Below are 25,713 nucleotides of genomic sequence, written 5' to 3' on the forward strand. Positions count from 1 at the left end.
AGCAGTCAATGAAGCGCCTGTTTTGCTCACCGAAGAAGAAATTCTGAAGATGGGTGAGAAGGACTATATGAATGAAGCGCAATTAGCGTTTTTCAAAGCACGCTTGCAGCAACTTGAAAAAGATTTGCTAAAGAATGCTGATGAAACGACAGAGCACTTGCGCGAAACGGTACTTGTGCCAGATCCAGCTGATCGTGCGACGATAGAAGAAGAACACTCTTTGGAATTGCGCACCCGTGATCGTGAGCGCAAATTGCTGCGTAAGGTTCAACAATCGATCGCTGCAATCGACGCTGGTGATTATGGTTGGTGTGAAGAAACTGGCGAACCAATTGGCGTACCTCGTCTATTGGCGCGTCCAACTGCCACGCTTTCACTCGAAGCACAGCAACGACGCGAGCTCAAACAAAAGCTCTATGGTGATTGATCACTGATTGCATCGACTCAAAATGCGCAGCTATCACTGCGCATTTTTTACGTAAATAGATGCAACTTTGTGGCACTAAACTGATCTCAACCATTCTTCTTCTGATATCAAAATTCGATGTTGCTTGAACAGAGAAAATTTCGACAGCCCTTCGCGAGAGCCATTCTTTGGTTGGCGTTATGCGCTGTTTTGTTCTCGCAATATCTTGGGTTTGCGCATCGGATGTCTCACTTCAGTACCTATGGGGGAGATGTTCTCACGGTCAGTTTTGATGACCAAGGCAAGTTAGAGCTTAGAAAGCTCAGCGATGCAGAAGCGCAAATTCACTCCTGTTTGCTGTTCGATGGATCGACCATCTTCGATGCAGTACAGCACAGCCTAGCGTGGGATCTGGAAGCGATTTCATTTCCACGTGAACAAAGCCTGGGTTTGATTTTCTCAATTAAACTGCCAGTGCAACTTTCTTTCCAGTCGCGCGCTCCGCCCTTTTAAAAGATCAGCTCGTTTCAAAAAGTATTGATTACCGCAATGTCGGTGTTTCATTTCCTGTTTCTTTTAGGGTGTCGTATGTCTATTCAACGCAAAATAATTGCAAGTGCAATTCTCTCGATTTTCTCGCCTTTCACCGCATCAGTGTGGGCACAAACTTCTACGGTGACGGTTTCTGCTAATCCTCTTGGAAAAGAAGAGAGCATGCAGATTTTGAGCCCCACCAAAATTTTATCTGGCAATGAGTTACGTTCGAAAATCGGTAGCTCACTAGGGGAAACCTTGGGGGCTGAGCTAGGTGTTAGCGCTTCTGGTTTCGGCGCGGGTGCTTCTCGTCCAATCATTCGCGGCTTGGAAGGTCCTCGCGTAAAAATCTTACAGAATGGTATGGCGGTCGCCGACGTTTCCAGTGTATCGAACGATCATGCTGTTGCGAGCGAAACCGCAAGCTCTCAGCAAATTGAGATCCTGCGTGGCCCCGCTGCTTTGTTGTATGGCAGTGGCGCAATCGGTGGTCTTGTGAATGTGGTTGATGGGCGTATCCCCACTACACTCAGCAAGCAACTGAGCGGTGAAGCAGAAATTAAGTACGGTGCAGTCAATCAAGAAAAGAGCGCTTCTTTCTTTTTGGATCGTTCGATAGATAACATTGCCTTGCATTTGGATGGCAATGCACGAGACGCTGGAAATTATAAAATTCCAGGTGCCGCCAATGTAGACGGAAGCGGCGAGATACGCGGCACACTGCCATCGAGCTTCTCTCAGGAAAAAAGTTTGGGTATCGGAGCATCTTTGATTCAAGGGTGGGGCCACTTCGGCGCCTCCTTGCAACGTATGGAAGATAAATACGGTATTCCAACGGACGAGCATTCTTTCATCGATCTGCGACAAACAAGATTCGATATTGATGGCGCTGTGTTCCAATCGTTCTTGGTATTCGATTCCTTGAAATTGAAGTTGGGCGCAACCGACTACGCGCATACTGAAAAAATGGAAGACGGTACTCCAGCAACCGAATTTAAAAACAAGACAGTAGAAACTCGCCTGACAGCATCACATACCAACTGGAGTGGTTGGGAAGGTAGCTTAGGTCTTCATACGGAGAATAGTAGCTTTTCAGCTTTGGCTGCCGATACTGGCCGCGCTGATACCGTACCGAGCACACGTTCGACTTCGATTGCCGCTTTCTTGTTAGAGCAAAAGAAGTATCAGGACTTTACCGCCAGTTTTGGTGGGCGCCTTGAAAATGTCGAGCGTAAACCAGAAGCTCAATTTGGTGAGCCTGCGCGTAGTTTTTCGCTCTCTTCTTTTTCCGCTGGCGCGATGATTCCATTATCAAAAGATTTGGAAATCGTGACCAGCCTTTCGACTGCAGAACGCGCGCCAAGTACCGAAGAGCTCTATTCGCGTGGCCCGCACGAGTCAACCTTAACCTTTGATATTGGTAATAGCCAAATGCGCAAGGAAACTTCGCGCAATCTCGAATTCAGTTTGCAAAAATCCTCCGGCTTATGGCATTGGAAAATCAATACATTTGTGAACCGAGTACGTGATTATGTATATGGTCAGGTCGATGGCGTTCGAGTCAATGAAGAAGGTGATGTCGATCCCGATGGCGAGTTTATGCAGCGACACTGGAAGCAGGCCAATGCAACAATTCGCGGTGGCGAGGCAGAGATTTCTTACAACCAATTGGGCGATGGATTTTCCTTGCGAGGTTTCGCAGACACATCACGAGGCACACTTGAAAGGAAGGGCAATTTACCTTTGCAGGCAGCTGATCGTTTCGGATTAGATATCGGTTATCGTCAAAACGCGTGGCGCGGGACTCTGAGCATTCTCCATGCGCAAAAACAGGATCGACTCGCGAACAGCGAAAGTTTTGTGACGCCAGCGTTCACTAAAGTGGATCTGAATGTGACCTACACTCATCCTTACCAATACGCGCAGTTAACTTGGTTTATGCAAGTACGTAATTTGTTTGATCAAGATATTCGTTTAGCGACGTCCATATTGAAGGAAACTGTTCCGCAGCCACGCCGAGGTCTGGTGTTAGGACTGCGTGCAAATTTCTAATTTGGTAACGCGGCAAAGGTAAAATTTTGTAACTTTTGAGTTCTTTGTTATGTAAATGCAGGTCACTTGGCGCTTGGAAGTCGACCTGTAGATCGGCATGATCGTTACAGAAAGCAGCGCATTGGGCGAAATACAGTGATGTTGTAGAAAATTTATGATTCTCGCCTTCTACGGTAGTTTTTGCGCAATTGTCGGATTATGTTGAGGTGTAGTGGGGATATGTCAGCAAAAACAGTTGAATTCCGTCTATACTTCAGCATGAAGGCGCTCTTGTTCATGTAATATATTTGAAGCAAGCCGGTTTTGTTGTGATAATGTTAAAAAGGTATTCTTTATTTCTACGTTAGGTTGCTGTGGGGATTTTTAAGCTTTTCGGAAAGAAAACGGGTAAAGACGAGGAAGTAAGCTCGGAAAAACCGCTTTCCAAAAAACCTCGGCCAAAAGCCAAGAACACCGTCATCGGGCAGTTTCAAGATGACGAGGCTTTGTCACATCTAATGACGGAGAAAAAACACATCGCACGTGCCACAGAACGAAAAATTGACGCGATTGAGTTTGAAATGTCGCGCGATATGGGGCGCCCCAAAACGCCCCCGCCGAAACCATCGGCTGATCCGCTGAAGCGAACCGAGCCCAATCAATTTCACTCGGATTTCATTGCGACCGATTTTCAAAGCACGATCGCGTTGAATTTGCCAACCACGGAATTATTGTCGGGGCACACTGAAATTCAAGCGCATGCAGTTTCCCAATCGGAGTCTGTTCCAATCTTGGAAGAAGCTGCGATTCTTTTTGCGACGGGCCAAATTAAGGTCGCTGAACATATGCTACGCAGCGTGATCGATCTTGATAATTTGGGTAATGCAACGCCAATCGCTTGGTTCATGCTATTCGATTTGTATCAGATTGAACAGAATCAATATGCTTTTGAGAGCTTGTCGCTCGATTATGCGGGCAAGTATGAGACCTCGCCTCCAGTGTGGCGCAACTCAGAACAGTCAATCGATGTTGACGATGACAGCGTTGCAGATCCCAAAGCGACTCCAGGAATCATGTTCCCGTCTCAACTTGATGGCGAAATTATCAAGCTACTACAGAAGCTCAATAATTTGAGTGAGCAAAGCAAGGTACTGCGACTTGATTTTGGACGAGTGAAATCGGTTGATCCTGTCGGATGTGGATTGTTGCTACGCGCGATCCGCAACCTCAAGAAGAGCAAGCATGATTTGGTCATGGTTGCCGCACAAAACTTGACGGCCCAGATCCAAAATATTTTGGAAGTGGGACGTCGTGATGAAACCGAAGCACCATGGCTGTTATTGATGGAAATTCTGCAGTTATTGCAGATGAAAGAGGCGTTCGAGGAAACCAGTATTGATTACTGCGTCACTTTCGAAGTGTCTCCCCCAGCGTATGAAGCACCAGCCAATAAAATTACGACGGCAGTTGCCGAGGCGCCGCCACCGAATACCGAAATGCGTGCGGAAGGCTATTTCATGCCGCGTGTGGTGGAAGGCAAAACAGAAGATCTGGTACAAGAGATTCTCGAATACGCCAAATCACACGATGTGGTTGTGCTTAATTGTAAGAATCTCGAGCGCGTTGAATTTGGCGCGTCCGCTCAATTGCTGAATGGCTTGGTGCCGCTTTCGGGTCAAGGCAAACCAATTCAATTTACGGAAGTGAATTATTTGGTCATGCACTTATTTAACGCCATGGGCCTTAAGAATGTGGCGGCGATTATGCCTCGTAAGCACGTTTAGTCACGTTTTTTCTATTCGCGAAAAGCAGGGGCGATCGACATGATTTGCCTCTTGTTTTTAAAAAACTCTCCCCCATCTCTGATAATCAGGTCGGACCTTCATATGTCATTGACATGATGGTCGGCTTTTCTGCTTTTTTGAGGAAATAATGGAACAATTTCATGGCACCACGATTTTGACTGTCAGACGTGGAAATCAAGTCGCGCTCGGCGGCGATGGTCAGGTCACTTTAGGTAATATCGTGATGAAAGGAACCGCTCGCAAGGTTCGTAAGCTGTATCACAATAAAGTTTTGGCTGGGTTTGCGGGTGGCACAGCCGATGCGTTCACATTAATTGAGCGCTTTGAGTCGAAACTCGAGAAGCATCAAGGTCACTTGATGCGCGCTTCAGTCGAGCTTGCCAAAGACTGGCGGACGGATCGTATGTTGAGACGCCTTGAAGCGATGCTGTTGGTTGCCGATAAAGACACTACCTTGATCATTACCGGTAATGGCGATGTGCTCGAACCGAATGATGGTATCGGCGCGATTGGATCTGGCGGAACCTATGCTCAATCAGCCGCGATGGCCTTGTATCACAACACAGAACTGAGCCCGGTAGAGATCGTGAAGAAAGCGCTTACCATTGCAGGCGAACTATGCATTTACACCAACCTCTCCCACACCATTGAGACCTTAGAGTAAGGTTTGGCTAGCGCGAATTGGATCGCTGCTAGTGTCACGATAGAACGAGTTAATAGATGACCGCAATGAATATGACACCTCAGGAAATTGTTTCTGAACTTGATAAACATGTAGTAGGACAAGATAAGGCCAAACGTGCTGTGGCAATCGCCTTGCGCAATCGTTGGCGTCGACAGCAAGTGGCAGAACCATTGCGCCACGAAATTACGCCGAAAAACATTTTAATGATCGGGCCAACAGGCGTCGGTAAAACCGAGATTGCACGTCGTCTAGCAAAATTGGCGGATGCTCCTTTTATTAAAATTGAAGCGACCAAATTTACTGAAGTGGGATATGTTGGTCGCGATGTGGACACGATCATTCGTGATCTAATCGATATTGGAATTAAGCAAACCCGCGAAAGCGCGATGCGCAAAGTTCGTGTTCGAGCCGAAGATGCCGCAGAGGACCGCGTCCTCGATGCCTTGTTGCCACCTGCACGTGACTTTGGAATTGGTCAAGGAAGCGCAGACAGCGCTGAAAATTCTACACGCCAAACTTTCCGTAAGCGATTGCGCGAAGGTAGTTTGGACGATAAAGAGATTGAAATCGACGTGGCCGAAGCTGCGCCGCAGATGGAAATCATGGCGCCTCCTGGTATGGAAGAAATGACCGAGCAAATCAAGTCGATGTTCTCAGGTGCAAATTTCGGCCGCAAAAAATCGCGCCGCTTAAAGATCAAGGAGGCGATGAAGCTTTTGATCGACGAAGAAGCGGCAAAGCTGATCAATGAAGACGAAATGAAGCAAGAAGCGATTCGTAATGTTGAGCAGAACGGTATTGTGTTCTTGGATGAGATTGATAAGATCGCTTCTCGCAGCGAGACTGGTGGTGCAGAAGTATCGCGTGCCGGTGTGCAGCGCGATTTGCTTCCTTTGGTTGAAGGCACCACGGTCAATACTAAGTTCGGCATGATCAAGACGGATCATATTCTGTTCATTGCCTCTGGTGCTTTCCATTTAGCCAAACCGTCAGATTTGATTCCAGAGCTACAGGGGCGCTTCCCTATCCGTGTCGAGTTGGAGTCTTTGTCGACGGCTGACTTTGAACGTATTTTGACGAGTACTGATGCATGCTTGACGCGTCAGTATCAAGCTTTGTTGGCGACGGAAGGCGTGAATATCGAATTTGCTCAGGATGGCATTCGCTGCTTGGCGAATATTGCGTTCTCGGTCAATGAAACAACAGAAAACATCGGTGCACGTCGTCTCTATACGGTGATGGAAAAATTATTGGAAGAAATTTCTTACGAGGCCCATCAAAATAGTGGTAAGACGATCGTGATTGATGCCGCCTATGTTGAGCAGCGCTTGCAAGCACTCTCGGTCGATGAAGATTTATCGCGTTACGTTCTTTAAGAAATGCGGGATTGCGAATGGCCAATAAGACACTAAATACCCGGCAAAAATTGGTGTTTCGTGTCGACGCCACGCAATCCAAACCTCGAAAACCACTCAGCTTGATGAAGCAGTCTGGCGCAGGCAGTCATCGAAAAACCACATCGGCGCTGCGCCAAGCAGACAAGCAACATATAAAAAAGTTGGCAAGCGATAGCGAATCCGACTAAACTTGCTTTTAAGAATTATTCTTTAGCTCATCTGCAACACACTTCGAAGCACGTGGTGCTTCTCAGCAGTCTACATGACCGGAGTCGTTGATGCCAGGATGTCGGAAACGCAAGCAGCTGTATAAATTCAAGCGCCCTTTTAGACGGCGTGACTTTTTGACGCGTATGTTGGTCGACCTTGGCATTTCTTATACCGAAAGCTTAGGGGAGCAAGCTGCGGCAGATTTCCTTCGCTCTCGTAACGTCCCTGAACACGTGATTACTCGCGTGATCAAGGACAAGTAGCAACTAAACCCACTCTTTGCTTTTCGCTGGCCCAGCCACAGTGATCAGGAAAACGATTCGCTTTTTGCATTACGTGACAAGAGACGTTCTATCATCGTTTTGGTTGGAATATCCTCGAATAAGACACCCGCAACGGCATCGGTAATCGGCATTTCTACGCCTTTTTGTTTGGCTAATTCGCGCACCGCTCTGGCGCAACGTACACCTTCCGCCACATGGCCTAATTCTTGGACGATATGATCTAAAGATTTGCCTTCGGCGAGAGCTAAGCCGACGCGACGGTTGCGCGAAAGGTTGCCCGTACAGGTGAGGATGAGATCACCAACGCCAGTCAAGCCCATCAAAGTCTCCATCTTGCCGCCCAGTGCTAGACAGAGTCGGCTAATTTCAGCCAGACCGCGTGTCATGAGTGCGGCACGGGCGTTGAGTCCCAAGCCGAGTCCATCAGCAACGCCGGTAGCGATCGCCAGAATATTCTTAACTGCACCGCCGACTTCGACACCAACCACATCGTCACTAGAATAGACGCGCAAGCTGGGACTGTGTGCGGCACTCACGACGAGCTCACGCAGCTCCGCTGATTGCGACGCGATAGTCAAGGCACACGGCAGCCCTTGTGCAACCTCTTGGGCAAATGAGGGGCCAGATAGCGCACCGGCAGGGATACGTTCACCTAGAACTTCTTTCACGACCTGATGCGGCAAAAGACTACTTCCCTCTTCAAAGCCTTTGCACAGCCAAACGACGTTTTTGATCGGGAATTTCGCACATTGTTCGAGACTCGGGCGCAGACCTGAAACCGAGGTCGCCAATATCAGCAGTCCATCATCGCCGAGGTGACGCATCGCGCTCTCGAAATCCGCGGTGACCGAAAGTGAATCGGGCAGCGGGTAGCCAGGTAGGTAGGCCGTATTCTCGCGCTTGCTTTGAGCTTCTTCCATGGCCGCTTGATTGCGGCCCCACAAGACAACTTTGTTCTTAGAAGCTAAAGAGATGGCCATTGCGGTGCCCCAAGCACCAGCGCCTATCACAGTGATGTTCATGATGATTGATGAAATGAGTTTGTAATGATGCTGAGTTGTTTATAAACCCCACACATCACTGATGCGGACATAACCGGATTGACCATCGCGATGTTTCACTTTTACCCAAGCACCAACAGGTGCCTCAGCCATCTCGAGTAGGACATGTTTATCCGCACTGAAGACCATCGCGGCATTTTCCTCAGGCGTGGCGCGGATGCGTGCGGTTGCTGCCTTGACGACCACATTGCGTCGAGCAACAAGGTCTTTGCCTTCAACCCATGCGAACTCTCCGCTGGCGTCGCGCACTCGGCACCAAGCCCCTTGGGTCAAGATCACCTCAACGGGCATTCCTGCTGGCGCGACATAACGTTTGATGCCATGGAAAGTTGGTGCGTCATACATGATGATCGGGGATGGGCCTACCGAACGAAAATCTGCGGCAAAGCTGTTCGAACTAAAACCAACAAGGCCACCAAGGCCAACCACAAAAGCAAGAGCGAGAGCGTGAGAGCGCATGAAAGTGCCTAGTTTAAAAAGTTCAATTGCAGCGATCTTACAAGGCGACTCGTAATCCGTAAAGATCTTAGGCTGCTATCCTTAGTTTTGGAGTGCCTACATAATAAAAAACCCGTTGCCGGAAACCGTGCAACGGGTTTGCGATGCAGACAACTAGATTTAGTGTGTTGTCGCTGCTGCGTCTGTGTTGCCAGCTTCTGCTGCCAACTTAGCTTGTTCAGCCATGTTAGCCAAACGTTGTTGGTAGAACGCTTCGAAGTTGATTTCTGTCAAATGGATCGGTGGGAAGCCCGCACGTGTGATCGCATCTGCAACGTTAGAGCGCAAGTATGGATAAACAATGTTAGGGCAACCGATGCCCAACAATGGATCCATTTGTTCTGCAGGAATGTTGCGTGCTTCGAAGATACCAGCTTGTTTAGCTTCGACCAAGAATGCTACTTTGTCTTTTACTTTTGCTGTCACAGTCACTGTTACTGTGGATTCGAAGATGCCTTCAGCCAATGGTTCTGCAGCAACGTCCAACGTTACTTCGATGCTTGGCGCTTCTTGTTCCAAGAAAATAGCTGGGGAATTTGGTTGCTCGAGCGACAAATCTTTCAGATAGACGCGTTGGATTTGAAAGACTGGCTGCAAATTTTGGTCGGACATGTGAAACTTTCTGAATATTGGGTAAATGAATTGATGATCAGTCAGCGATGAACTGCTCTCTCCTACATAAGACTGAATCAAAATAATTCAAGCCTCAAGCGCACTATTGTAGCAAGTTGATGTCGAAAATCGCAATCAAAGCTGTTTGTGCGGTGCATTTTATGTTGGATTTAGCAGTGCATCGAGCTTGCCAGCGCGATCGAGCGCCGATAAATCATCGAATCCACCGACATGTGTTTCCCCAATGTAAATTTGTGGCACGGTACGGCGACCGGTTTTCTGCATCATCGCTTCACGAATCGCTGGATCCAAATCCACGCGCACTTTCTCGATCTCGGTCACGCCTTTGGACTTAAGAAGGCGCTCAGCCATCACGCAATAAGGGCAAACTGCGGTGCTATACATCAAAACATGGGCAGACATAGGATTTCCTTTACTTCACTGTTGGCAGACTTTGCGCTTTCCATTCGGCAACGCCACCGTCGAGACTAAAAACCTGAGTAAATCCGGCTTTGTTCAAAACACTCACTGCGTTCGCCGAACGCACGCCTGATTGGCATACCGTGATCACAACATTGTTCTTTGATTTTTCGATTTCGCTAACGCGACCGCTTAACTGGTCGAGTGGAATATTTTTCGCACCTGGCAAATGACCACTAGCGAATTCTTCCGCGCTGCGTACATCGAGTACCAAAGTTTTGGCTTGATTCATGTACTGGGTTGCTTGCAATTGTGAGACGCGTGCGCCACGACGTTGGAGGTTTGGAAGCAGCAATGCGAAACCAGAAACCACAGCAATTGAGATCAATAAGAGATTGTCGGTAATGAAATTCACGGTTTTCCCGAAGTAAGAATGGTTATTAAGAAGCGGCTCATTATAAAATAGAAGCTGATTTTCGTTTTGATCCGATGTAAAACTCCGTAAAGCTGAGGAAATCACTCGGCTATTTTCGCAATTTCCGTTCTCTTTATTTGCTTTTTTAATCATGTATAAAATTGTTTTGATGCGCCACGGCGAGTCCACTTGGAATCTTGATAATCGCTTTACAGGTTGGACCGATGTCGACCTGACTGAAAAAGGTGTTGCTGAAGCGCGCCAAGCCGGTAAGTTGTTAAAAGAAGCTGGTTTTACATTCGATTTGGCCTATACCTCTGTTCTCAAACGTGCGATTCGTACTTTGTGGGGTACCTTGGACGAGATGGATTTGATGTGGTTACCAGTGGTGCATGATTGGCGTCTCAATGAGCGTCACTATGGCGCCTTGCAAGGTTTGAATAAAGCCGAAACAGCGGCCAAATATGGTGATGAGCAAGTCTTGGTATGGCGTCGTAGCTATGACACTCCGCCGAATCCGCTCGATCCTAGCGATGAGCGCACTTCTTACAATGATCCGCGCTATGCCAACTTGCAACGTGAACAGATTCCGTTGACCGAATGCTTGAAGGACACGGTTGAGCGCGTGGTGCCAGCATGGAATGACAGCATCGCCCCAGCGATTCGTTCGGGCAAACGCATCATCGTTTCTGCACATGGCAATAGCCTGCGTGCCTTGATCAAAATGTTGGATGGCATCAGCGATGCGGACATCGTTAATTTGAATATTCCAAATGGCCAACCTTTAGTTTACGAACTGGATGCAGATTTGAAGCCAATCAAGAGCTATTACTTGGGCGATCAGGAAGCAATTAAGGCAGCCTTGGCGGCAGTCGCGAGTCAAGGTAAAGCCAAATAATCGATGCGTCCGATGCACAATTTGATGCACACTTTTAAGACACGCCCTCTGCAACTTGGTGAGGGCGTTTTTTCTCATTCATCGCGCACTTGGTCCAGATATGCCGTAAGCGTTCTAGTATCTGCTGGATTCTGCTTGTCTGCCGCGCTGCATTTGGATGTGGCAGCACAGACGACGCGTACAAAAGAAAAGAAAAAGGTGGAAGCGGAACGGGTCGAGGTGCAACAGCGCCTCGATGAACTCAAGAAAGATATTCGCAAAACCGAAACTGCAAAAGAGCGTGCGGTCGATGCTTTGGAAGAATCTGAGCAAGCGATTTCTGACGCCAATCGTGCAATTCTCGATTTGCAAGCTGAGCAAAAAAAGGCAGAGGCGCGCTTACAAGCCTTGATGGAAGAAGCTAATCGATTAGCGGCACAAGTCGACAAGCAGAAGCATCAGCTTTCTGAATTCTTGCGCCAACAATACATGCATGGCGATAGCGATCGGATTAAGTTGTTGTTATCGGGAGAAAATCCAAATCGAATTAATCGAGATATGCATTACATGAGCTATATCTCGAAGACACAAGCCAAATTGATTGAGAGTGTGAAGACGAGTTTGGCAGAGGTCGAGAAGAACAAGCTCGAAGCGCAAGAGGCCAAACAAGAGTTGGACGACATCGCACAAGAGGAAAAACAGCATAAGAAAGGCCTGGAGTCCCAGAAAAAGAAACGTGCGGCTTTGTTGGCTGAACTAGCGAATAAACTGCGGGCGCAGCGTAAAGAGGCAGATAATTTACGGCGAGATGAACAGCAATTAAATAGCTTAATTAAGAAGCTTGAAGAGCAAGCCCGACAAGAGCAAATCAAACTTGCGCAAGCCGAGAAGTTGCGTAAAGAGAAGCAAGCAAAGGCCTTAGCAGCAGAAAAGGCGGCCGAGAAGGCCGCTGAGGCTGCAGGACAAAAAGCGAGCACCGCGCAAAAATCCAGCGAAGCGACCGAGACAAAATCGAGTAAAGCTGTGATGGACGATACGCCCATCATTGGCGTCTTGGATCAATCTTCGTTTGCTAAGCTCAAAGGGCAATTGCGGATGCCGATCGCCGGTGAGTTATTAGCAAAATTTGGTAATAAACGCATTGATAGTTTGAATTGGAAAGGCGTTTTTATTAAAGCAAACGAGGGTGCTGAGGTGCGTGCTATTGGTGCCGGAAGAGTCATGGTGTCGGGCTGGTGGCGTGGGTATGGCAATATGATTTTGGTCGATCATGGCGGCGAATACATCAGTATTTATGCGGGCAATCAGTCGGTTCTGAAGAATCGCGGCGACATGGTTAAAGCTGGCGAGGCAATTGCCTTAGTCGGCAATACATTTGGTGCCGATGAGGCCGGCTTGTATTTCGAAATGCGGTACAAAGGACAAGCCTTCGATCCTTTGACTTGGATGAAAAAATAAGTCGCACTTGGCCTTTCAATACACTGCTGCAAACATAAAGTAATGCGTTAGGAAAAGATGGCTTGTTAAAATTTCTAAGAGCACTCTTGCGCAGAAACGAACAAGGTAGGTGGTATGGGCAGTAAATTAAAAAGTATCAGTTTGATTGGCTTTGGCATGGTGGCTGGCGCCGCCATTTCACTGCAGTTGTCGGCCTTAGCGCAAAAGGATAGCGCACGCAGTTTGCCCTTGGAAAAACTCGGTGAGTTTTCTGAAATTTTCGGTTTGATTAAATCGGATTATGTCGAGCCTGTCGATGATGAAAAATTGCTGACCGATGCGATTTCAGGCATGGTGAGTTCTTTAGATCCTCATTCTTCCTACCTCGATAAAGATGCACTCAAGGAGCTGCGGGAAAGTACCGAAGGTAAGTTTGTTGGTCTTGGAATCGAGGTGGGCACAGAAGATGGCTATGTGAAGGTCATCTCACCGATCGAAGATTCTCCTGCTTTTAGAGCTGGGATACAAGCCGGTGATTTGATCACTCGGATCGATTCGGTGCCGGTAAAAGGTTTGAGTATTGACGATGCCGTGAAGCGTTTACGTGGCGCACCGAATACCAAAATTACGCTGACCATTGCACGAAAAACCGAAGATAAACCAGTGGTGGTCACCTTGGTGCGCGAACTAATTAAGCAACATAGCGTGAAAGCCAAATTGATCGAGCCTGGTTACGCATGGATTCGGATTTCGCAGTTTCAAGAGCCCACCGTGGAAGAGATGGTGAAGCGCATTCAGGCATTGTATGCGCAAGATCCTCAACTGAAAGGCCTAGTACTTGATCTTCGTAATGATCCAGGCGGCGTTTTGCCTGGCGCCATAGGCGTTTCTGCGGCATTCTTACCCAAAGATGTGCCCATCGTCTCCACGAATGGTCAAGTTGCAGACGCTAAGCAAGTGTATTACGCCAAGCCAGAGTTTTATCGCACCGAAGAGTTGCAAGATCCTTTGCTCAAATTGCCGGCCGCGGCGAAGAAAATCCCCATGGTCGTTCTCATCAATGGCGGCAGTGCTTCAGCTAGTGAAATTGTTGCAGGTGCTTTGCAGGATTATCAGCGGGCGACGATCATGGGAACACGTAGCTTCGGTAAAGGTTCAGTACAGACCGTGCATCAAATTACGGAAAACACTGGGGTAAAAATTACGACCGCGCGTTATTACACTCCTAATGGACGAGCGATCCAAGCAAAAGGGATCACGCCTGATTTGCAAGTTGAAGAGACTGAGAGCGGTGATAGTTTCAATAGCTTGCGTACGCGTGAAGTCGATTTAGAAAAACATCTGAAGAATGACAAAGATGCCGAAAAAGAGGCCGAACGCGCGCAAGATCGGGTCGATGAATTAGAGGAAGAGCAGCGACTGGCTGGTTTAGCGAAAAAGTACAAACCTTTCGAATACGGTAGTAAGGCTGATTTCCAATTGCGACAAGCTTTGAATTACCTAAAGGGTTTGCCTCTTCAAGTAGCACAGGTGGCGAAGGCAAAAACAAATGCGACCTCGAAGTCCAATCAAAAAGCGACGAAAGAAGCGAAAGGCGCTAAGAAACCGTAAGCATGTGTTTAGGCTCCGACATCAACTTCGCGAAGCCGTTTTCAGTAGCGGTGTTCAGGTGCTTACGTCTCCGGTAAAAAGAATATGAACGACGATCAATTACTACGTTACTCGCGTCACATTTTGCTCGATGCGATTGGTATCGAAGGGCAGCAGGCGATTTTGTCGGCCAAGGTTCTTGTGGTCGGTGCTGGTGGCTTGGGTTCGCCCTTACTCATGTATTTAGCCAGCTCTGGAGTTGGTCAGATTACTGTGGTGGATCATGACTCGGTTGATCTCACCAATCTGCAGCGACAAATTGCACACACGACAGCGAGAGTTGGAACGGCAAAAGTCGAGTCAGCACGAGCGGCTATGTTGGCATTGAATCCCAATTTGAAGATTGAGTGTTTGGCGGAACGCCTCGATGAGACCCGCTTAAAAGACCTACTTGTTTCAGCGGATTTGGTATTCGATTGCACCGACAATTTCAAAACGCGTCACGCTATCAACGCAGCGTGCGTGGCTGCGCGGGTTCCCTTAGTGTCCGGCGCAGCGATTAGTTTTGATGGGCAAATTACAGTATTCGATTTTCGAAAAGATGATGCGCCGTGCTATGCCTGTCTATTCTCACCCGAGCAAGCGTTCGAGGAAGTGCAGTGTTCCACCATGGGAGTATTTTCTCCGCTGGTCGGGATTATCGGGACAATGCAGGCGGCGGAAGGATTAAAACTGTTGATGAATGTGGGAACTTCTTTGAACGGTCGCTTGCTCATGCTTGATGCCAAGCACATGGATTGGTCTCAAGTGAGGGTTGCGAAGAATCCTCACTGCCCCGTGTGTGCTTCAGTCTCAAGCAGCTGATAGGCCTTCATCAGTCCCCGTAATGAATTTCCTAGCATAACTTCTTCGGCGCGTAAGAAGTCGGCGACTGAGATCGAACGTTCTTGGATTCCCCAAGTGGCATCTGCAAGCATTTGAGCACGCAAGATGCCTGGCAGCACGCCATCTTTTAAGGGAGGAGTGAACCAGGCACCATCGAGCTTCACAAACACAGTGCTGCGCCCACCTTCCGTCACCAAGTTGGCTTGGTTGACGAAGATGCTGTCAAAGCCCCCGTTTGCCTCGGCACGCTTCCAGGCTTCATCATATTGGGCTCTGATCGTTGTTTTATGACCGAGAAGGAGTGGATCTAGACGGCACACTTCGCCTTCGAAAAGATAACCGACTCCATCATTAATCTGCTTCAGTGGCGTTAACGGCGCACTCTGAACCAGTACTTCTCCAGCTGAATTTAAGCTTATTTTGAGACGGTATTGTTTTGCTTTTTCGATTGTGGCGAGATGCGTCTGCAGCGCGGTTTCTATCGTAACCTGGTGGAATGGAAAGCCAAAGTACTGTGCTGAAAGTTGCATTCTTTGGAGATGTTGCTCGAGCGATCTACAACCGTCCTCGGGTGTTGCAAAGATCGTTTCGAATAATTCAAACGGTGCTTGTAAACCTGTCAGAAAACGTGCTTTCAATTGGCATTCGGCATATTCCTCGTTGGCCACACTGTCATACACAATGCCAGCGCCGACACCCATGCGGCCACGGCGTTCACCACTATTTGGGACTTGTAATTCGAGTGTTCGGATTGGCACGGAAAAGCAGAAATTTGGAATGACTTGAGCGGTTGCGTTGGAACACTTCGGTACTGGATCGAGCCAGCCGATGGCGCCGGTATATAAGCCGCGATCTTCGCTTTCGATTTCTCGAATAATTTCCATGGTGCGTTTTTTCGGCGCGCCAGTAATCGAACCGCACGGAAAGACTGCTCGCATGATCTCTGCCAACGAGAGCTGAGGCTTGAGCTTTGCTTCTATGCTGGAAGTCATTTGCAACACACTACTAAAGCGCGTCACTTCGAACAAGCTGGGTACACTGACCGTACCGATTTGCGCAATGCGGCCCAAGTCGTTTCTGAGAAGATCGACAATCATCAAATTTTCTGCACGATTTTTGGGGTCTTTGCTCAGTGCTTCAGCGGTTTCTTGGTCGCGCGCATCGTCTCCACTGGCAGCTGCTGTACCTTTCATGGGACGGGCTAACAAGGTCCCGGCTTGATGGCGTACAAACAGCTCTGGTGAAAAAGAGAGGATTGCTTCTTGATCGGGCAAGATAGCAAACGCACCGTAAGGGACTGGCTGACGCTGGCGCAAAGCAAGATACAAAGCTGCAGGCGGCCCGTAGCTGGAAAAGTGTAGGCGATAGGTGTAATTGACTTGATAAGTATCGCCCGCAGCGATGTAGTCGCGAATGGTCTGAATCGACTCCGCAAATTCGGTTTCCGTCACATTGGCCTGTACATTTCGAATTCCCGCGACCTGATCCCCCGCTAGACTGCGTAGAAACTCCTGCGCTTCGGTCGCGCTCAATTTCTGGCAAACGCGGAAAATCAAAATGCGCGAACTGGCGTCGGTCTTTTTCGACCTCGATGCAACGCCGAGAAGTTGGGCACCGCTCTCATACTGGAGAAAGCTCACCGCATGGTATCCCTTGCTACAGGCATCTTGCGTTGCCGCCCAGACAGCATCCCATTCGTCATTGTTATTCCAAACAAGTTCTTGGAGCAGGTCGGTGTACAGACGCGAGGATGCTTCACGCGAATGAGCATCATCGAGTAGAACGATACAAGGGACTTTGTTGGTCGGTGAATTTGGTGTTGGCAAGGACACAATTGCGGATGGGAGAAGTCGAAGTGGGCGTAGTTTACTCGCAGTGGCGGTGCTCTGCACGAGCTTGTAAAGTTTCTATTGAATTTTTACCTAGCGAGCTAATTTGCGGTGGATCATGTCCTCCGATTCTTGGATGCCACGTTTAATGTGGGCGCAACCACTAAACGCGCTATAATGCGCCGCTGAGTGGTGCGGTTCTGACTGGTCGGCCGCAGCGTCTTTTTAAGTCTATTAAGTCTAGATTGAGACTATTTTTATTAAACTACATTTTACTGCCATGAAAAAATCATCTATCGCCCTGGCGGCACTGTTGTTGGCAATGGGCTCCGCTTCTTTGAGCGCAGTTTCTCCTGCTTATGCCCAAGAAAAAAAAGAGCCATCGAAAGTTGAAGTTATCCGTGCTGAGTGGTCTAAGCCATACACTGAGATTCAAAAATTAATCGGTGACAAACAGTATGCTGAAGCGATGACGAAGATCGAGGCTTTGAATGCGTTTGAAAACAAAACACCCTACGAAAAGTTTTTCTTGAGCCGCACGAAAGCGGTGGTTGCATCCAGCACTGGCGACAATGCTTTGTTGGCAAAATGTTTCGAAGAAATGGTGGGAAGTGAATTCTTGCCACCAGCGGACAAAGCGCGCTACATCGAGGCGATGGCTGGTATCTTCTTCAATGAAAAGAAATACGCTGAATCGTTGGTATGGACTAAGCGTGCGCTTGAGTACAACAAAGACAGCACTTTGATGCAAGATATGTTGGCACGTAACTATTATTTGTTGGACGACTTCGCAAGTACGATTACTGAAGTTAAAAAACAAATCGATGGAGATTTGGCGGCTAAGCGAGTTCCTACCATTGATCGCTTGCGCATTTTGCACGGCGCTTACGCAAAAACAAAAAATAGCGAAGGCGTCACAGCGATGTTGGAATTGCTCGTGACCTATCATCCGACGCGTGAATATTGGGCAGATCTTTTGTATCGCTTGCCAAGCAAGCCAGGTTTCTCAGATCGTCTGCGTCTCGACTGGTATCGTTTGCTCTACAAATCGGGCAACATGGAAGATGATACCCAGTACATGGAAATGGCTGAGATTGCTCTTTTAGCTGGTTTGCCATTGGAAGCAAAAGACGTTTTGGAAAACGGCTTCAAAGCTGGCTTCTTGGGCAAAGGTAAGAATGCAGCAAAACACAAACCGCTGTTGGACAAGGCGACTAAGCAAGCTGCTGATGACGCGAAGTCTTTAGACGCTGGTGAAACCGCGGCTCGTGCAAGTAAAACAGGCTTGGGCATGGTGAACATGGGCTATAACTTCGTGATCCATGGACAAGTTGAGCGTGGTATTGGCTTGATCGAAGCTGGTATTGCAAAAGGTGGTTTGAAGGCGCCAGAAGAAGCGAAATTGCACTTAGGCATGGCGTATTTGGTTGCTGGCAATCGTGCGAAAGCTGAAGAAGTCTTGAAGACAGTCGCAGGCAATGATGGTGCTCCAGAGTTGGCACGTTACTGGCTCTTGTACAAGCAAGAAGCTAAGCAGTAAATTGTTTGGCGCTTTCCTCATAATGAGCAAAGCGTGAAGGAACAAAGAGCGTGATTTCGATGGAAATCACGCTCTTTTGTTTTGAACTGCATGTAAAAGCGATGCAGGAACGACGTGCTGAAGTGCTTACTTGATCGGCAAAGCGGTCGTATTCTTCACTTCTTCCATCACGGCATAAGTGTGCGTTTCACGTACGCCGCTCAGTTGCAACAAGGATTTGCCGAGGAAGTCGCGATAGGCATTCATGTCTTTGACCCGGGCTTTGACCAGATAATCAAAGCCACCGGCGACCATATGGCATTCTAATACCTCTGGAATCGCTTGCACGCCACGTTTGAAGGCATCAAACACGTCAGGTGTGGTGCGATCTAAGACCACTTCGATGAAGACTAAGAGTGCAACATCGAGTAAATGTGGATTTAACTGGGCGGTATAGCCTAAAATGTAGTTTGATTCTTGTAGCTTACGAACGCGTTCCAAACAGGCTGCAGGAGATAAATTGACCCGTGTGGCAAGCTCTACATTGCTGATGCGGCCGTCATTTTGTAATTCGGCCAGGATTCTTTTACTGATTTTGTCTAGCATAAGAAGGCAGTGAAGGTGGTTTTTAATAAAATTTGGTCTTATTGTCGCACAAAATAGAATATTTCGATATGTCTTCGAATTTCCAGAATTAATCCTCGTCAATCCTCTATACAATTGAACATTAATCTGTTTATGCCCGTTTGGGCAAAATTATAATAAATCTCACCTATGACCACCCCATCCAAGCTCATTCCATTTGATGCCTTGCAGCAAGAGCTGCTGGTGAATCCAACACCCCTACGCAACGCGATTACCGAAGCTTATCGACGTGATGAAGCTGAAGCAGTGCAATGGTTATTGTCGACTATTCGTGAAATTCCAGAGGCCAAGCAGCGTATCCATGACTTGGCGCGTACTTTAGTGACATCGGTGCGTCAACAGCGTACTCGCGCCTCGGGCGTGGATGCTTTGATGCATGAATTTTCTTTGTCCTCGGAAGAAGGCGTGGCCTTGATGTGTTTGGCAGAGGCTTTGTTGCGTATTCCTGATGCAGCAACCAAAGATCGTTTGATCGCCGACAAAATCAGCAAAGGTGATTGGCGCAAACATTTGGGCGAATCGCCTTCTTTGTTCGTCAACGCTGCGACGTGGGGCTTGTTGGTTACTGGTAAATTGGTGGCGACGACGAGCGATCAAGGTTTAGGTTCTGCACTGACGCGTTTGATTGCGAAAGGCGGCGAGCCTTTGATTCGTAAAGGCGTCGATTTGGCGATGCGTATGCTGGGTAATCAATTCGTTACCGGCCAAACGATTGAAGAGGCGCTCAAGAACAGTCAGGATAATGAAGCGCGCGGTTATCGCTACTCCTACGATATGTTGGGTGAAGCTGCTTTGACGATGCATGATGCAGCGTTCTATTACAAAGCGTATGAAACAGCGATCCACGCCATCGGTAAAGCATCGAATGGTCGCGGCATCAAGGATGGTCCAGGTATTTCGGTTAAGTTGTCAGCACTGCATCCGCGTTATTCGCGAGCACAACGTGCGCGCACCATGAATGAATTGCTGCCACTGTTGAAGAATTTATTGGTGCTGGCCAAGCAGTACAACATCGGTTTGAACATCGATGCAGAAGAAACTGATCGCTTGGAATTGTCTTTGGATTTAATGGAAGCGCTGGCATTCGATAAAGATCTCGACGGTTTCGAAGGTATTGGCTTCGTGGTGCAAGCGTATCAAAAGCGCTGCCCATTCGTGATCGATTATTTGATCGATTTGGCGCGTCGTAGTGGCCGCAAGTTTATGGTGCGTTTGGTCAAAGGAGCGTATTGGGATTCTGAAATCAAGCGCGCCCAAGTCGATGGCATGCCAGGCTTCCCAGTCTATACGCGTAAGGTGTACACCGATGTATCGTATTTGACCTGTGCTCAAAAATTGTTGAGCGTGACCGATGTGATTTATCCGCAGTTCGCGACTCATAATGCGCTGACTTTGGCGACCATTTATGCGTGGGCCCAAGATGCCAAAGTGACTGACTACGAATTCCAATGCTTACACGGCATGGGTGAGACTTTGTATGATCAAGTGGTTGGCGCAGATAAGCTGAATAAGCCTTGCCGTATTTATGCGCCGGTCGGTTCTCATCAAACACTGTTGGCTTACCTCGTGCGTCGCTTGTTGGAAAATGGCGCGAACTCTTCGTTTGTAAATCAAATCGTCGACGAAAAAATCTCTATCGATTCTTTGATCGAAGACCCAGTGGCGATCACACAGAAGTTAGCAGGCAAGATGCACTCTGGCATTCAAATGCCGCAGAATTTGTTTGGCTCAGAGCGCAAGAATTCTGCTGGTATGGACTTCAGCAATGAATTGCAATTGCAAAAAGTGAGCGCGCATTTCTCCGCTTTTAATCAACAGAGTTTGTCTGCTGGTCCATTGCTCGCTGGCAGCGTGTCAGCAAGCGTAGCGCGTCCGGTATTGAATCCAGCAGATCATTCTGATGTCGTCGGTCAAGTCATCGAAGCTGATGCAGCCGATGTGCAAACGGCCTTGGCTGCTGCCGAAGCTTATGCGCCGCAATGGCAAAATCAAACGCCTGCAGCACGCGCTGCATGTTTGTTCAAAGCAGGTGATTTGCTGGAAGCGCAAACGCTAGACTTTATGGCATTAGCGATTCGCGAAGCCGGCAAGTCCTTGCCGAATGCTTTGGCAGAGGTTCGTGAAGCCGTCGATTTCTTGCGTTATTACGCGGCTCAAGTTGAGAATCAAGCGCAAACTGAAGCGCTTGGCCCAGTCGTCTGTATCAGCCCATGGAACTTCCCACTGGCGATCTTTATCGGCGAAGTCAGTGCGGCATTGGCAGCGGGTAATGTGGTGCTGGCAAAACCTGCTGAACAAACGCCATTGATCGCACATCGCGCGATTAAGTTGATGCATGAAGCGGGAGTGCCGGTCGGCGCGCTGCAATTCTTACCTGGTACGGGTGAAGTCGTTGGTGCACAGTTGGTGTCTGATAGTCGCGTCAAAGGCGTGATCTTTACTGGCTCGACAGAAGTCGCACAAATCATCAACCGCACGTTGGCGAAACGTTCTGTCGCGGAAGGTCATGAGATTCCTTTGATCGCAGAAACCGGTGGTCAAAATGCGATGATCGTCGACAGTAGCGCCTTGCCAGAGCAAGTCGTGAACGATGTCTTGACTTCAGCTTTTGACAGTGCTGGTCAACGTTGTTCCGCGCTACGTGTGTTGTGCTTGCAAGAAGATATCGCTGACAAGACTTTGGAAATGTTGCGCGGTGCGATGCAAGAATTGCGCGTTGGTATTCCAGATCGTTTGGCAACTGATATTGGTCCTGTGATCGATGCCGAAGCACAGAAAAATTTGCAGACGCATATTGATGCAATGCGCGGCAAAGCAAAATCTTTCTACAGTTTAGAATTGCCAGCTCACTGCAAGAACGGCACCTTCGTCGCGCCGACTGTCATGGAGATTGGCTCCTTGTCCGAGTTGACGAAAGAAGTCTTCGGTCCCGTCTTGCACGTATTGCGTTATCAGCGTGATCAACTGCCGGCTTTGGTCGATGCGATCAACGCCACGGGATTCGGTTTGACCTTGGGAGTTCATTCTCGTATCGATGAGACTATCAACTTCATTACTCAACGAGCGCATGTTGGTAACATCTACGTCAATCGTAATATCGTGGGTGCGGTAGTTGGTGTACAGCCCTTCGGTGGCGAAGGCAAATCTGGTACTGGTCCAAAAGCTGGTGGCCCATTGTATTTGAAACGTTTGCAAAAGAATGCGACCGTCAATTTTGCGGGCAATGCAGTCTACGACAAGCAAGCACCGGGTACTTTGGATGCGTTGACAGTGTGGGCGAAAGCAAACGGCTATGCTGATGTCGCTGCCCTCGCCGAGCAATATGCGCGTCAAAATCCATACAAGATGATGATGTTGTTGCCTGGCCCAACTGGTGAAACGAATACTTTGTCGTTTGTCGCACGTGGTCGTATCTTCTGTGCCGCCAACGATTTGCCAAGTTTGCTCAATCAGGTCGCTGCAGCGGTGGCGACTGGTAATACGGTTGTGGTTGAAGAGAAAACGAAGGGATTATTGCCTGCCAACTTACCAGCTGTGGTACAGCAGTCGATCGTGTGGGGCAATGCCGATGATGTGCAATTTGCTTTGTTGGCAAAGGACGTGGCGAATGAGTACAAACTGTCATTAGCGCAGCAAAGTGGAGCCTTGGTCTGCATCGCTGAAACCGACGCAACATCAGAGATCCCATTGTGGCGTTTGTTGGCCGAGCGTGCCTTGTGCGTGAACACCACTGCGGCTGGTGGTAATGCAAGCTTGATGTCTTTGCAGAGTTAAGCTTCAATTCTCATCGTTCTAACAAGCAAAAACGCCTCGCAAAATATTGAATTTGCGAGGCGTTTTTGCTTGCTGCTAGAGTCAGTGCGATCAGTAAGATCAGCGCAATCAGTATTTATAGCCGAAGCCAAAGGTGATCAAGCTGGTGGTCTTCTTGAAGTTGTTGCTTGGTTTGCTGGTGTAGTTGAAAGCCGCGCCAGCATTCAAGGTCCAACCATTTGCCACCACCGTCGCTAAGTTGATGTCGAGCGTGCTGCGGGTGCCGATATCGGAGGTGCCGGGGTAGATCACCCAACGTTGTTTGACGCTTGAAGTGGGACTTAATTTGTGCGTCGATTCTTCACCTAACAAGAATTCCACACCTTTTTTGCTGCTGGCAGAAGGCGGTACTGTGACACCAAATTCAGTTTTGGAATAACCGAGACCGGTGAATATATCAAAACTGGTTTCAGCTGTTTTGATGGCTTTGTAACCCGCACCAGCATTGATGGACAAGCGCGAATCGATGTTTTGAATCTTATTCGTTTCCGCTTCGCTACCACCGAAGAAGAAGCTGTTTTCCGACAAGTTGTAATCGTAACGGCCGCCTAGTCGGAACAGTTGCGCAGTGGTGGTGCGAACCTCGTTGACCTTATTGCTGCCGTAGTTGATCAAGGTGTACAAACCTAATTTGTCCTCTTTGGTCGCTTTGCTTCCGTTCGCGTTGACGGTGAAGGCCTGTGAGGTTGTGTTGCTGGAAGCGTAAGAACCACCAATGGAGATGCCGCCATGCCATTGGTTGTCTTGTAATACTTGTGCCTGCACTAGGGAACTTGAGAACAGTCCAGTCGCGATACAAAGAGGAATGAAGAGTGACTTCAATTGCATAATAAATCCTTGGAATTGCAAAAAATTGGAGTGGGTCGGCGACCTGCTTGAGCCATTAGAGAATGATGAAAACCGACCCGTGAGAGGTGACGGATTATAACTCACAGCAAAAAGTGGGCGACATGCTGCTAACGCAGTGCAAGCCCCTTGGTTGACCGAATTGTTGTCAGTGACACCATGGAAATTTTGTTGTATAAACGAGTTAAGCGCCTGAGGTGCGTGTTTTCTGCGTTTTGATTCGGTAAGGTTTGCCCTAAACTGGTGTAGATTGCGGTGAATTTAGTCCGCTTATGTTGGTTTGTATGCAGGTGGTGTGTTATGCGTTTTCCTTACTTGCTTCTATTCTCTTTAATTCTGGTTTCTGGGTGCGATCGATTGGGGATTCCCGATCCAGCACGTGATGCTGCTCAGCGTGAAGCTGAAGCAAGGGCGACCGGTAGTGCATGCCGACATGCAGGTCGAGGCATTGAGGATTGCTATGCTTTGAATCCGGATGCTGGTCGTGCCGCGGTGTATGCCGGGTGGCGCGAGATGAATGATTACATGCGCGAGAATAAAATCGAGGATGTGAAGCCTGAGCTTCCACCAGTCGTGCGTCACATTGCATCTTCTAGCGCAGATGTTTCTGAAGAATCGGCAAGTTCGAGTGCTAGCGGAAGTGCAAGTGCCAGTGCCAGTGCTCATTGATAGGACGAATATGGATCAACAACATCCAAACGCAGAACTCATTCGAAGTTTCTATACAGCCTTCCAAAAATTGGACGCTGAAACGATGGCCCAATGCTACGCCGAGCAGGTGCATTTTTCCGATCCTGTTTTTACCGATTTACATGGAGTCGATGCAGTCAATATGTGGCGTATGCTGTGTAGCCGCGCGCTTGACTTTCATTTACATTTTGATGATGTCGCTGCGGATGACCACCATGGACGGGCTCATTGGGTCGCCACCTATACTTTCGCCCAAACTGGGCGGCAAGTGGTGAACGATATCGCTGCCAAGTTTGAATTTGCTGACGGTAAAATCGTTCGTCACCAAGATCACTTCGATCTGTGGAAGTGGTCGCGCCAAGCGCTAGGTGTGCCAGGACTGGTATTGGGTTGGACTCCATTAATTCAAAATAAAATTCGTGCACAAGCCGCCAAAGGCTTGCGCGCCTTCACGCAATCTCGTTGATCGCTGCATGAAGCACCGAAGCAGGATGAGGCGACTTACTTTTGTTCTTGTACTTCTTTTGACGGCTTGTGCCCAACCGGAACACGGATCAGGCCCAAGCTCGCTCGCCAACGTGGTCCCGACTTACCCTGTCGTTCCTTTGGATCAGCAGAAGATCGATGTGCGTACTTTGCCACCCGAGGCAGGTCTCAGTAATCCTAACTGTGGACTTAACGGTATCGAGGGTATTGAAAAAGAGTTTGTGGCGCGCTTGAATCAGGTGAGAGCGCAAGCACGGATGTGTGGTCCGCAGAAGTTTGAATCGGCACCGCCTATACGTTGGAATATTCAGCTATTGCGCGCAGCCTATCACCACTCCGTGGAGATGGCACGCACCAATGTGGTTTCTCATACTAGTCTCGATGCGCGTGCCTTGAAGAATCGCATCAATCAAACGGGTTACTTTTACGAGCATGCTGGTGAAAACATCGCAGCAGGGCAAAGCGATGTAGCAACGGTGATTCAAGCTTGGGTGGATAGCCCGTCGCATTGCGCTACCTTAATGGAGCCAGATTTTAAAGAAGTTGGTGCGGCTTGCGTCTACAAGAAAAATTCTTTCTATCGCTTTTATTGGACGCTCGATATGGCATTGCCCGTACCGGGTCAAGATGGCTTGAGTAAGCCAGATAAAAGACATGGGAAAGCTGAAGAAAAGGAAGTCGATTGGAAAGAAACGGTGGTGCGATAGCTTGTGCTTGTTTCTATCGACAATGCAAATT

Annotated in this window: 24 protein-coding genes; 16 read left to right on the top strand and 8 right to left on the bottom strand. The window is 48.4% G+C overall.

Features of this window, described 5'->3' with window-relative positions; all coding sequences use genetic code 11:
* Positions 1 to 22 precede the first annotated feature (22 nt).
* From dksA to RF679_RS01570, 7 genes are all read left to right on the top strand, one after another.
* A complete protein-coding gene (dksA, locus tag RF679_RS01540) occupies positions 23 to 427 on the top strand; it encodes an RNA polymerase-binding protein DksA (protein WP_309484059.1) in 405 nt (134 codons plus the stop codon).
* Positions 428 to 649: 222 nt separating this feature from the next.
* Positions 650 to 919, top strand: a complete 270-nt coding sequence (locus tag RF679_RS01545; RefSeq protein WP_309482471.1) for a hypothetical protein — start codon at positions 650 to 652, stop codon at positions 917 to 919.
* 75 nt (positions 920 to 994) lie between these two features.
* Positions 995 to 2,992, top strand: coding sequence for a TonB-dependent receptor (locus RF679_RS01550; protein ID WP_309482472.1), 1,998 nt, complete (start codon positions 995 to 997; stop codon positions 2,990 to 2,992).
* A 497-nt stretch (positions 2,993 to 3,489) separates the two neighbouring features.
* On the top strand, positions 3,490 to 4,755 hold the full coding sequence (locus RF679_RS01555; protein WP_309482473.1) for an STAS domain-containing protein: 1,266 nt from the start codon (positions 3,490 to 3,492) through the stop codon (positions 4,753 to 4,755).
* A 148-nt stretch (positions 4,756 to 4,903) separates the two neighbouring features.
* Positions 4,904 to 5,440, top strand: a complete 537-nt coding sequence (gene hslV / locus RF679_RS01560; protein ID WP_309482474.1) for an ATP-dependent protease subunit HslV — start codon at positions 4,904 to 4,906, stop codon at positions 5,438 to 5,440.
* A 65-nt stretch (positions 5,441 to 5,505) separates the two neighbouring features.
* Entirely contained in the window at positions 5,506 to 6,837 is a 1,332-nt protein-coding gene (gene hslU, locus RF679_RS01565) for an ATP-dependent protease ATPase subunit HslU (protein ID WP_309484060.1), read from the top strand.
* A gap of 299 nt (positions 6,838 to 7,136) precedes the next feature.
* On the top strand, positions 7,137 to 7,331 hold the full coding sequence (locus RF679_RS01570; RefSeq protein WP_309482475.1) for a hypothetical protein: 195 nt from the start codon (positions 7,137 to 7,139) through the stop codon (positions 7,329 to 7,331).
* Positions 7,332 to 7,375: 44 nt separating this feature from the next.
* On the opposite strand, the gene RF679_RS01575 is transcribed toward RF679_RS01570, so the two are convergent.
* The 5 genes from RF679_RS01575 to RF679_RS01595 all read right to left on the bottom strand — a co-directional run bounded on the left by RF679_RS01575 (position 7,376) and on the right by RF679_RS01595 (position 10,358).
* Positions 7,376 to 8,374 carry an NAD(P)H-dependent glycerol-3-phosphate dehydrogenase gene (locus RF679_RS01575; RefSeq protein ID WP_309482476.1) on the bottom strand — a complete coding sequence of 333 codons (999 nt, stop codon included), beginning with the start codon at positions 8,372 to 8,374 and terminating at the stop codon, positions 7,376 to 7,378.
* Between the two features lie 39 nt (positions 8,375 to 8,413).
* On the bottom strand, positions 8,414 to 8,872 hold the full coding sequence (locus RF679_RS01580) for an SH3 domain-containing protein (RefSeq protein WP_309482477.1): 459 nt from the start codon (positions 8,870 to 8,872) through the stop codon (positions 8,414 to 8,416).
* 159 nt (positions 8,873 to 9,031) lie between these two features.
* Positions 9,032 to 9,523, bottom strand: coding sequence for a protein-export chaperone SecB (secB, locus tag RF679_RS01585; RefSeq protein WP_309482478.1), 492 nt, complete (start codon positions 9,521 to 9,523; stop codon positions 9,032 to 9,034).
* 159 nt (positions 9,524 to 9,682) lie between these two features.
* Positions 9,683 to 9,946 carry a glutaredoxin 3 gene (grxC, locus tag RF679_RS01590; RefSeq protein WP_309482479.1) on the bottom strand — a complete coding sequence of 88 codons (264 nt, stop codon included), beginning with the start codon at positions 9,944 to 9,946 and terminating at the stop codon, positions 9,683 to 9,685.
* 10 nt (positions 9,947 to 9,956) lie between these two features.
* A complete protein-coding gene (locus tag RF679_RS01595) occupies positions 9,957 to 10,358 on the bottom strand; it encodes a rhodanese-like domain-containing protein (RefSeq protein WP_309482480.1) in 402 nt (133 codons plus the stop codon).
* 151 nt (positions 10,359 to 10,509) lie between these two features.
* On the opposite strand from RF679_RS01595, the gene gpmA reads away from it, so the two are divergent.
* The 4 genes from gpmA (at position 10,510) to RF679_RS01615 (ending at position 15,126) form a co-directional block, all read left to right on the top strand.
* Positions 10,510 to 11,256, top strand: a complete 747-nt coding sequence (gene gpmA, locus RF679_RS01600) for a 2,3-diphosphoglycerate-dependent phosphoglycerate mutase (protein WP_309482481.1) — start codon at positions 10,510 to 10,512, stop codon at positions 11,254 to 11,256.
* A gap of 135 nt (positions 11,257 to 11,391) precedes the next feature.
* Positions 11,392 to 12,693, top strand: a complete 1,302-nt coding sequence (locus tag RF679_RS01605; protein ID WP_309482482.1) for a murein hydrolase activator EnvC family protein — start codon at positions 11,392 to 11,394, stop codon at positions 12,691 to 12,693.
* 114 nt (positions 12,694 to 12,807) lie between these two features.
* Positions 12,808 to 14,283, top strand: coding sequence for a S41 family peptidase (locus RF679_RS01610; protein ID WP_309482483.1), 1,476 nt, complete (start codon positions 12,808 to 12,810; stop codon positions 14,281 to 14,283).
* An 84-nt stretch (positions 14,284 to 14,367) separates the two neighbouring features.
* Positions 14,368 to 15,126 carry a HesA/MoeB/ThiF family protein gene (locus tag RF679_RS01615; protein ID WP_309482484.1) on the top strand — a complete coding sequence of 253 codons (759 nt, stop codon included), beginning with the start codon at positions 14,368 to 14,370 and terminating at the stop codon, positions 15,124 to 15,126.
* Here the strand turns inward: RF679_RS01615 and pabB are convergent.
* Entirely contained in the window at positions 15,090 to 17,039 is a 1,950-nt protein-coding gene (pabB, locus tag RF679_RS01620) for an aminodeoxychorismate synthase component I (protein WP_309482485.1), read from the bottom strand. The genes RF679_RS01615 and pabB overlap by 37 nt on opposite strands.
* 217 nt (positions 17,040 to 17,256) lie before the next feature.
* On the opposite strand from pabB, the gene RF679_RS01625 reads away from it, so the two are divergent.
* Positions 17,257 to 18,516, top strand: a complete 1,260-nt coding sequence (locus tag RF679_RS01625; RefSeq protein WP_309482486.1) for a tetratricopeptide repeat protein — start codon at positions 17,257 to 17,259, stop codon at positions 18,514 to 18,516.
* Positions 18,517 to 18,642: 126 nt separating this feature from the next.
* Here the strand turns inward: RF679_RS01625 and RF679_RS01630 are convergent, their stop codons facing one another.
* Positions 18,643 to 19,101 carry an Lrp/AsnC ligand binding domain-containing protein gene (locus RF679_RS01630; protein ID WP_186891595.1) on the bottom strand — a complete coding sequence of 153 codons (459 nt, stop codon included), beginning with the start codon at positions 19,099 to 19,101 and terminating at the stop codon, positions 18,643 to 18,645.
* A gap of 168 nt (positions 19,102 to 19,269) precedes the next feature.
* Between RF679_RS01630 and putA the strand changes: the two genes are divergently transcribed.
* The gene (putA, locus tag RF679_RS01635) at positions 19,270 to 22,914 is read left to right on the top strand and encodes a trifunctional transcriptional regulator/proline dehydrogenase/L-glutamate gamma-semialdehyde dehydrogenase (protein ID WP_309482487.1); all 3,645 of its coding nucleotides are present in this window, start codon (positions 19,270 to 19,272) and stop codon (positions 22,912 to 22,914) included.
* Between the two features lie 108 nt (positions 22,915 to 23,022).
* Here putA and RF679_RS01640 read toward each other — a convergent pair whose 3' ends face one another.
* Positions 23,023 to 23,781 carry a DUF481 domain-containing protein gene (locus RF679_RS01640; protein WP_309482488.1) on the bottom strand — a complete coding sequence of 253 codons (759 nt, stop codon included), beginning with the start codon at positions 23,779 to 23,781 and terminating at the stop codon, positions 23,023 to 23,025.
* Between the two features lie 318 nt (positions 23,782 to 24,099).
* Between RF679_RS01640 and RF679_RS01645 the strand changes: the two genes are divergently transcribed.
* The 3 genes from RF679_RS01645 to RF679_RS01655 are packed head-to-tail and all read left to right on the top strand — an operon-like array spanning position 24,100 to position 25,682.
* Positions 24,100 to 24,468 carry a hypothetical protein gene (locus RF679_RS01645; RefSeq protein ID WP_309482489.1) on the top strand — a complete coding sequence of 123 codons (369 nt, stop codon included), beginning with the start codon at positions 24,100 to 24,102 and terminating at the stop codon, positions 24,466 to 24,468.
* Positions 24,469 to 24,478: 10 nt separating this feature from the next.
* Positions 24,479 to 24,955 (top strand): nuclear transport factor 2 family protein, encoded by a 477-nt coding sequence (locus RF679_RS01650; RefSeq protein WP_309482490.1) that lies wholly within the window; start codon positions 24,479 to 24,481, stop codon positions 24,953 to 24,955.
* 25 nt (positions 24,956 to 24,980) lie between these two features.
* On the top strand, positions 24,981 to 25,682 hold the full coding sequence (locus RF679_RS01655) for a CAP domain-containing protein (RefSeq protein ID WP_309482491.1): 702 nt from the start codon (positions 24,981 to 24,983) through the stop codon (positions 25,680 to 25,682).
* The last annotated feature ends 31 nt before the right edge of the window (positions 25,683 to 25,713 follow it).

Origin of the sequence: Undibacterium cyanobacteriorum, from assembly GCF_031326225.1 — a bacterium.
Lineage (GTDB): Bacteria > Pseudomonadota > Gammaproteobacteria > Burkholderiales > Burkholderiaceae_D > Undibacterium > Undibacterium cyanobacteriorum.

Bases quoted from the DNA above. Each gene is read 5' to 3' on its own strand.
- RF679_RS01545 (WP_309482471.1), top strand. From the start codon at position 650: ATGTCTCACTTCAGTACCTATGGGGGAGATGTTCTCACGGTCAGTTTT.
- RF679_RS01550 (WP_309482472.1), top strand. From the start codon at position 995: ATGTCTATTCAACGCAAAATAATTGCAAGTGCAATTCTCTCGATTTTC.
- RF679_RS01555 (WP_309482473.1), top strand. From the start codon at position 3,490: ATGACGGAGAAAAAACACATCGCACGTGCCACAGAACGAAAAATTGAC.
- hslV (WP_309482474.1), top strand. From the start codon at position 4,904: ATGGAACAATTTCATGGCACCACGATTTTGACTGTCAGACGTGGAAAT.
- hslU (WP_309484060.1), top strand. From the start codon at position 5,506: ATGAATATGACACCTCAGGAAATTGTTTCTGAACTTGATAAACATGTA.
- RF679_RS01570 (WP_309482475.1), top strand. From the start codon at position 7,137: ATGCCAGGATGTCGGAAACGCAAGCAGCTGTATAAATTCAAGCGCCCT.
- RF679_RS01575 (WP_309482476.1), bottom strand. From the start codon at position 8,374: ATGAACATCACTGTGATAGGCGCTGGTGCTTGGGGCACCGCAATGGCC.
- RF679_RS01580 (WP_309482477.1), bottom strand. From the start codon at position 8,872: ATGCGCTCTCACGCTCTCGCTCTTGCTTTTGTGGTTGGCCTTGGTGGC.
- secB (WP_309482478.1), bottom strand. From the start codon at position 9,523: ATGTCCGACCAAAATTTGCAGCCAGTCTTTCAAATCCAACGCGTCTAT.
- grxC (WP_309482479.1), bottom strand. From the start codon at position 9,946: ATGTCTGCCCATGTTTTGATGTATAGCACCGCAGTTTGCCCTTATTGC.
- gpmA (WP_309482481.1), top strand. From the start codon at position 10,510: ATGTATAAAATTGTTTTGATGCGCCACGGCGAGTCCACTTGGAATCTT.
- RF679_RS01610 (WP_309482483.1), top strand. From the start codon at position 12,808: ATGGGCAGTAAATTAAAAAGTATCAGTTTGATTGGCTTTGGCATGGTG.
- RF679_RS01615 (WP_309482484.1), top strand. From the start codon at position 14,368: ATGAACGACGATCAATTACTACGTTACTCGCGTCACATTTTGCTCGAT.
- RF679_RS01625 (WP_309482486.1), top strand. From the start codon at position 17,257: ATGAAAAAATCATCTATCGCCCTGGCGGCACTGTTGTTGGCAATGGGC.
- RF679_RS01630 (WP_186891595.1), bottom strand. From the start codon at position 19,101: ATGCTAGACAAAATCAGTAAAAGAATCCTGGCCGAATTACAAAATGAC.
- putA (WP_309482487.1), top strand. From the start codon at position 19,270: ATGACCACCCCATCCAAGCTCATTCCATTTGATGCCTTGCAGCAAGAG.
- RF679_RS01640 (WP_309482488.1), bottom strand. From the start codon at position 23,781: ATGCAATTGAAGTCACTCTTCATTCCTCTTTGTATCGCGACTGGACTG.
- RF679_RS01645 (WP_309482489.1), top strand. From the start codon at position 24,100: ATGCGTTTTCCTTACTTGCTTCTATTCTCTTTAATTCTGGTTTCTGGG.
- RF679_RS01650 (WP_309482490.1), top strand. From the start codon at position 24,479: ATGGATCAACAACATCCAAACGCAGAACTCATTCGAAGTTTCTATACA.
- RF679_RS01655 (WP_309482491.1), top strand. From the start codon at position 24,981: ATGAGGCGACTTACTTTTGTTCTTGTACTTCTTTTGACGGCTTGTGCC.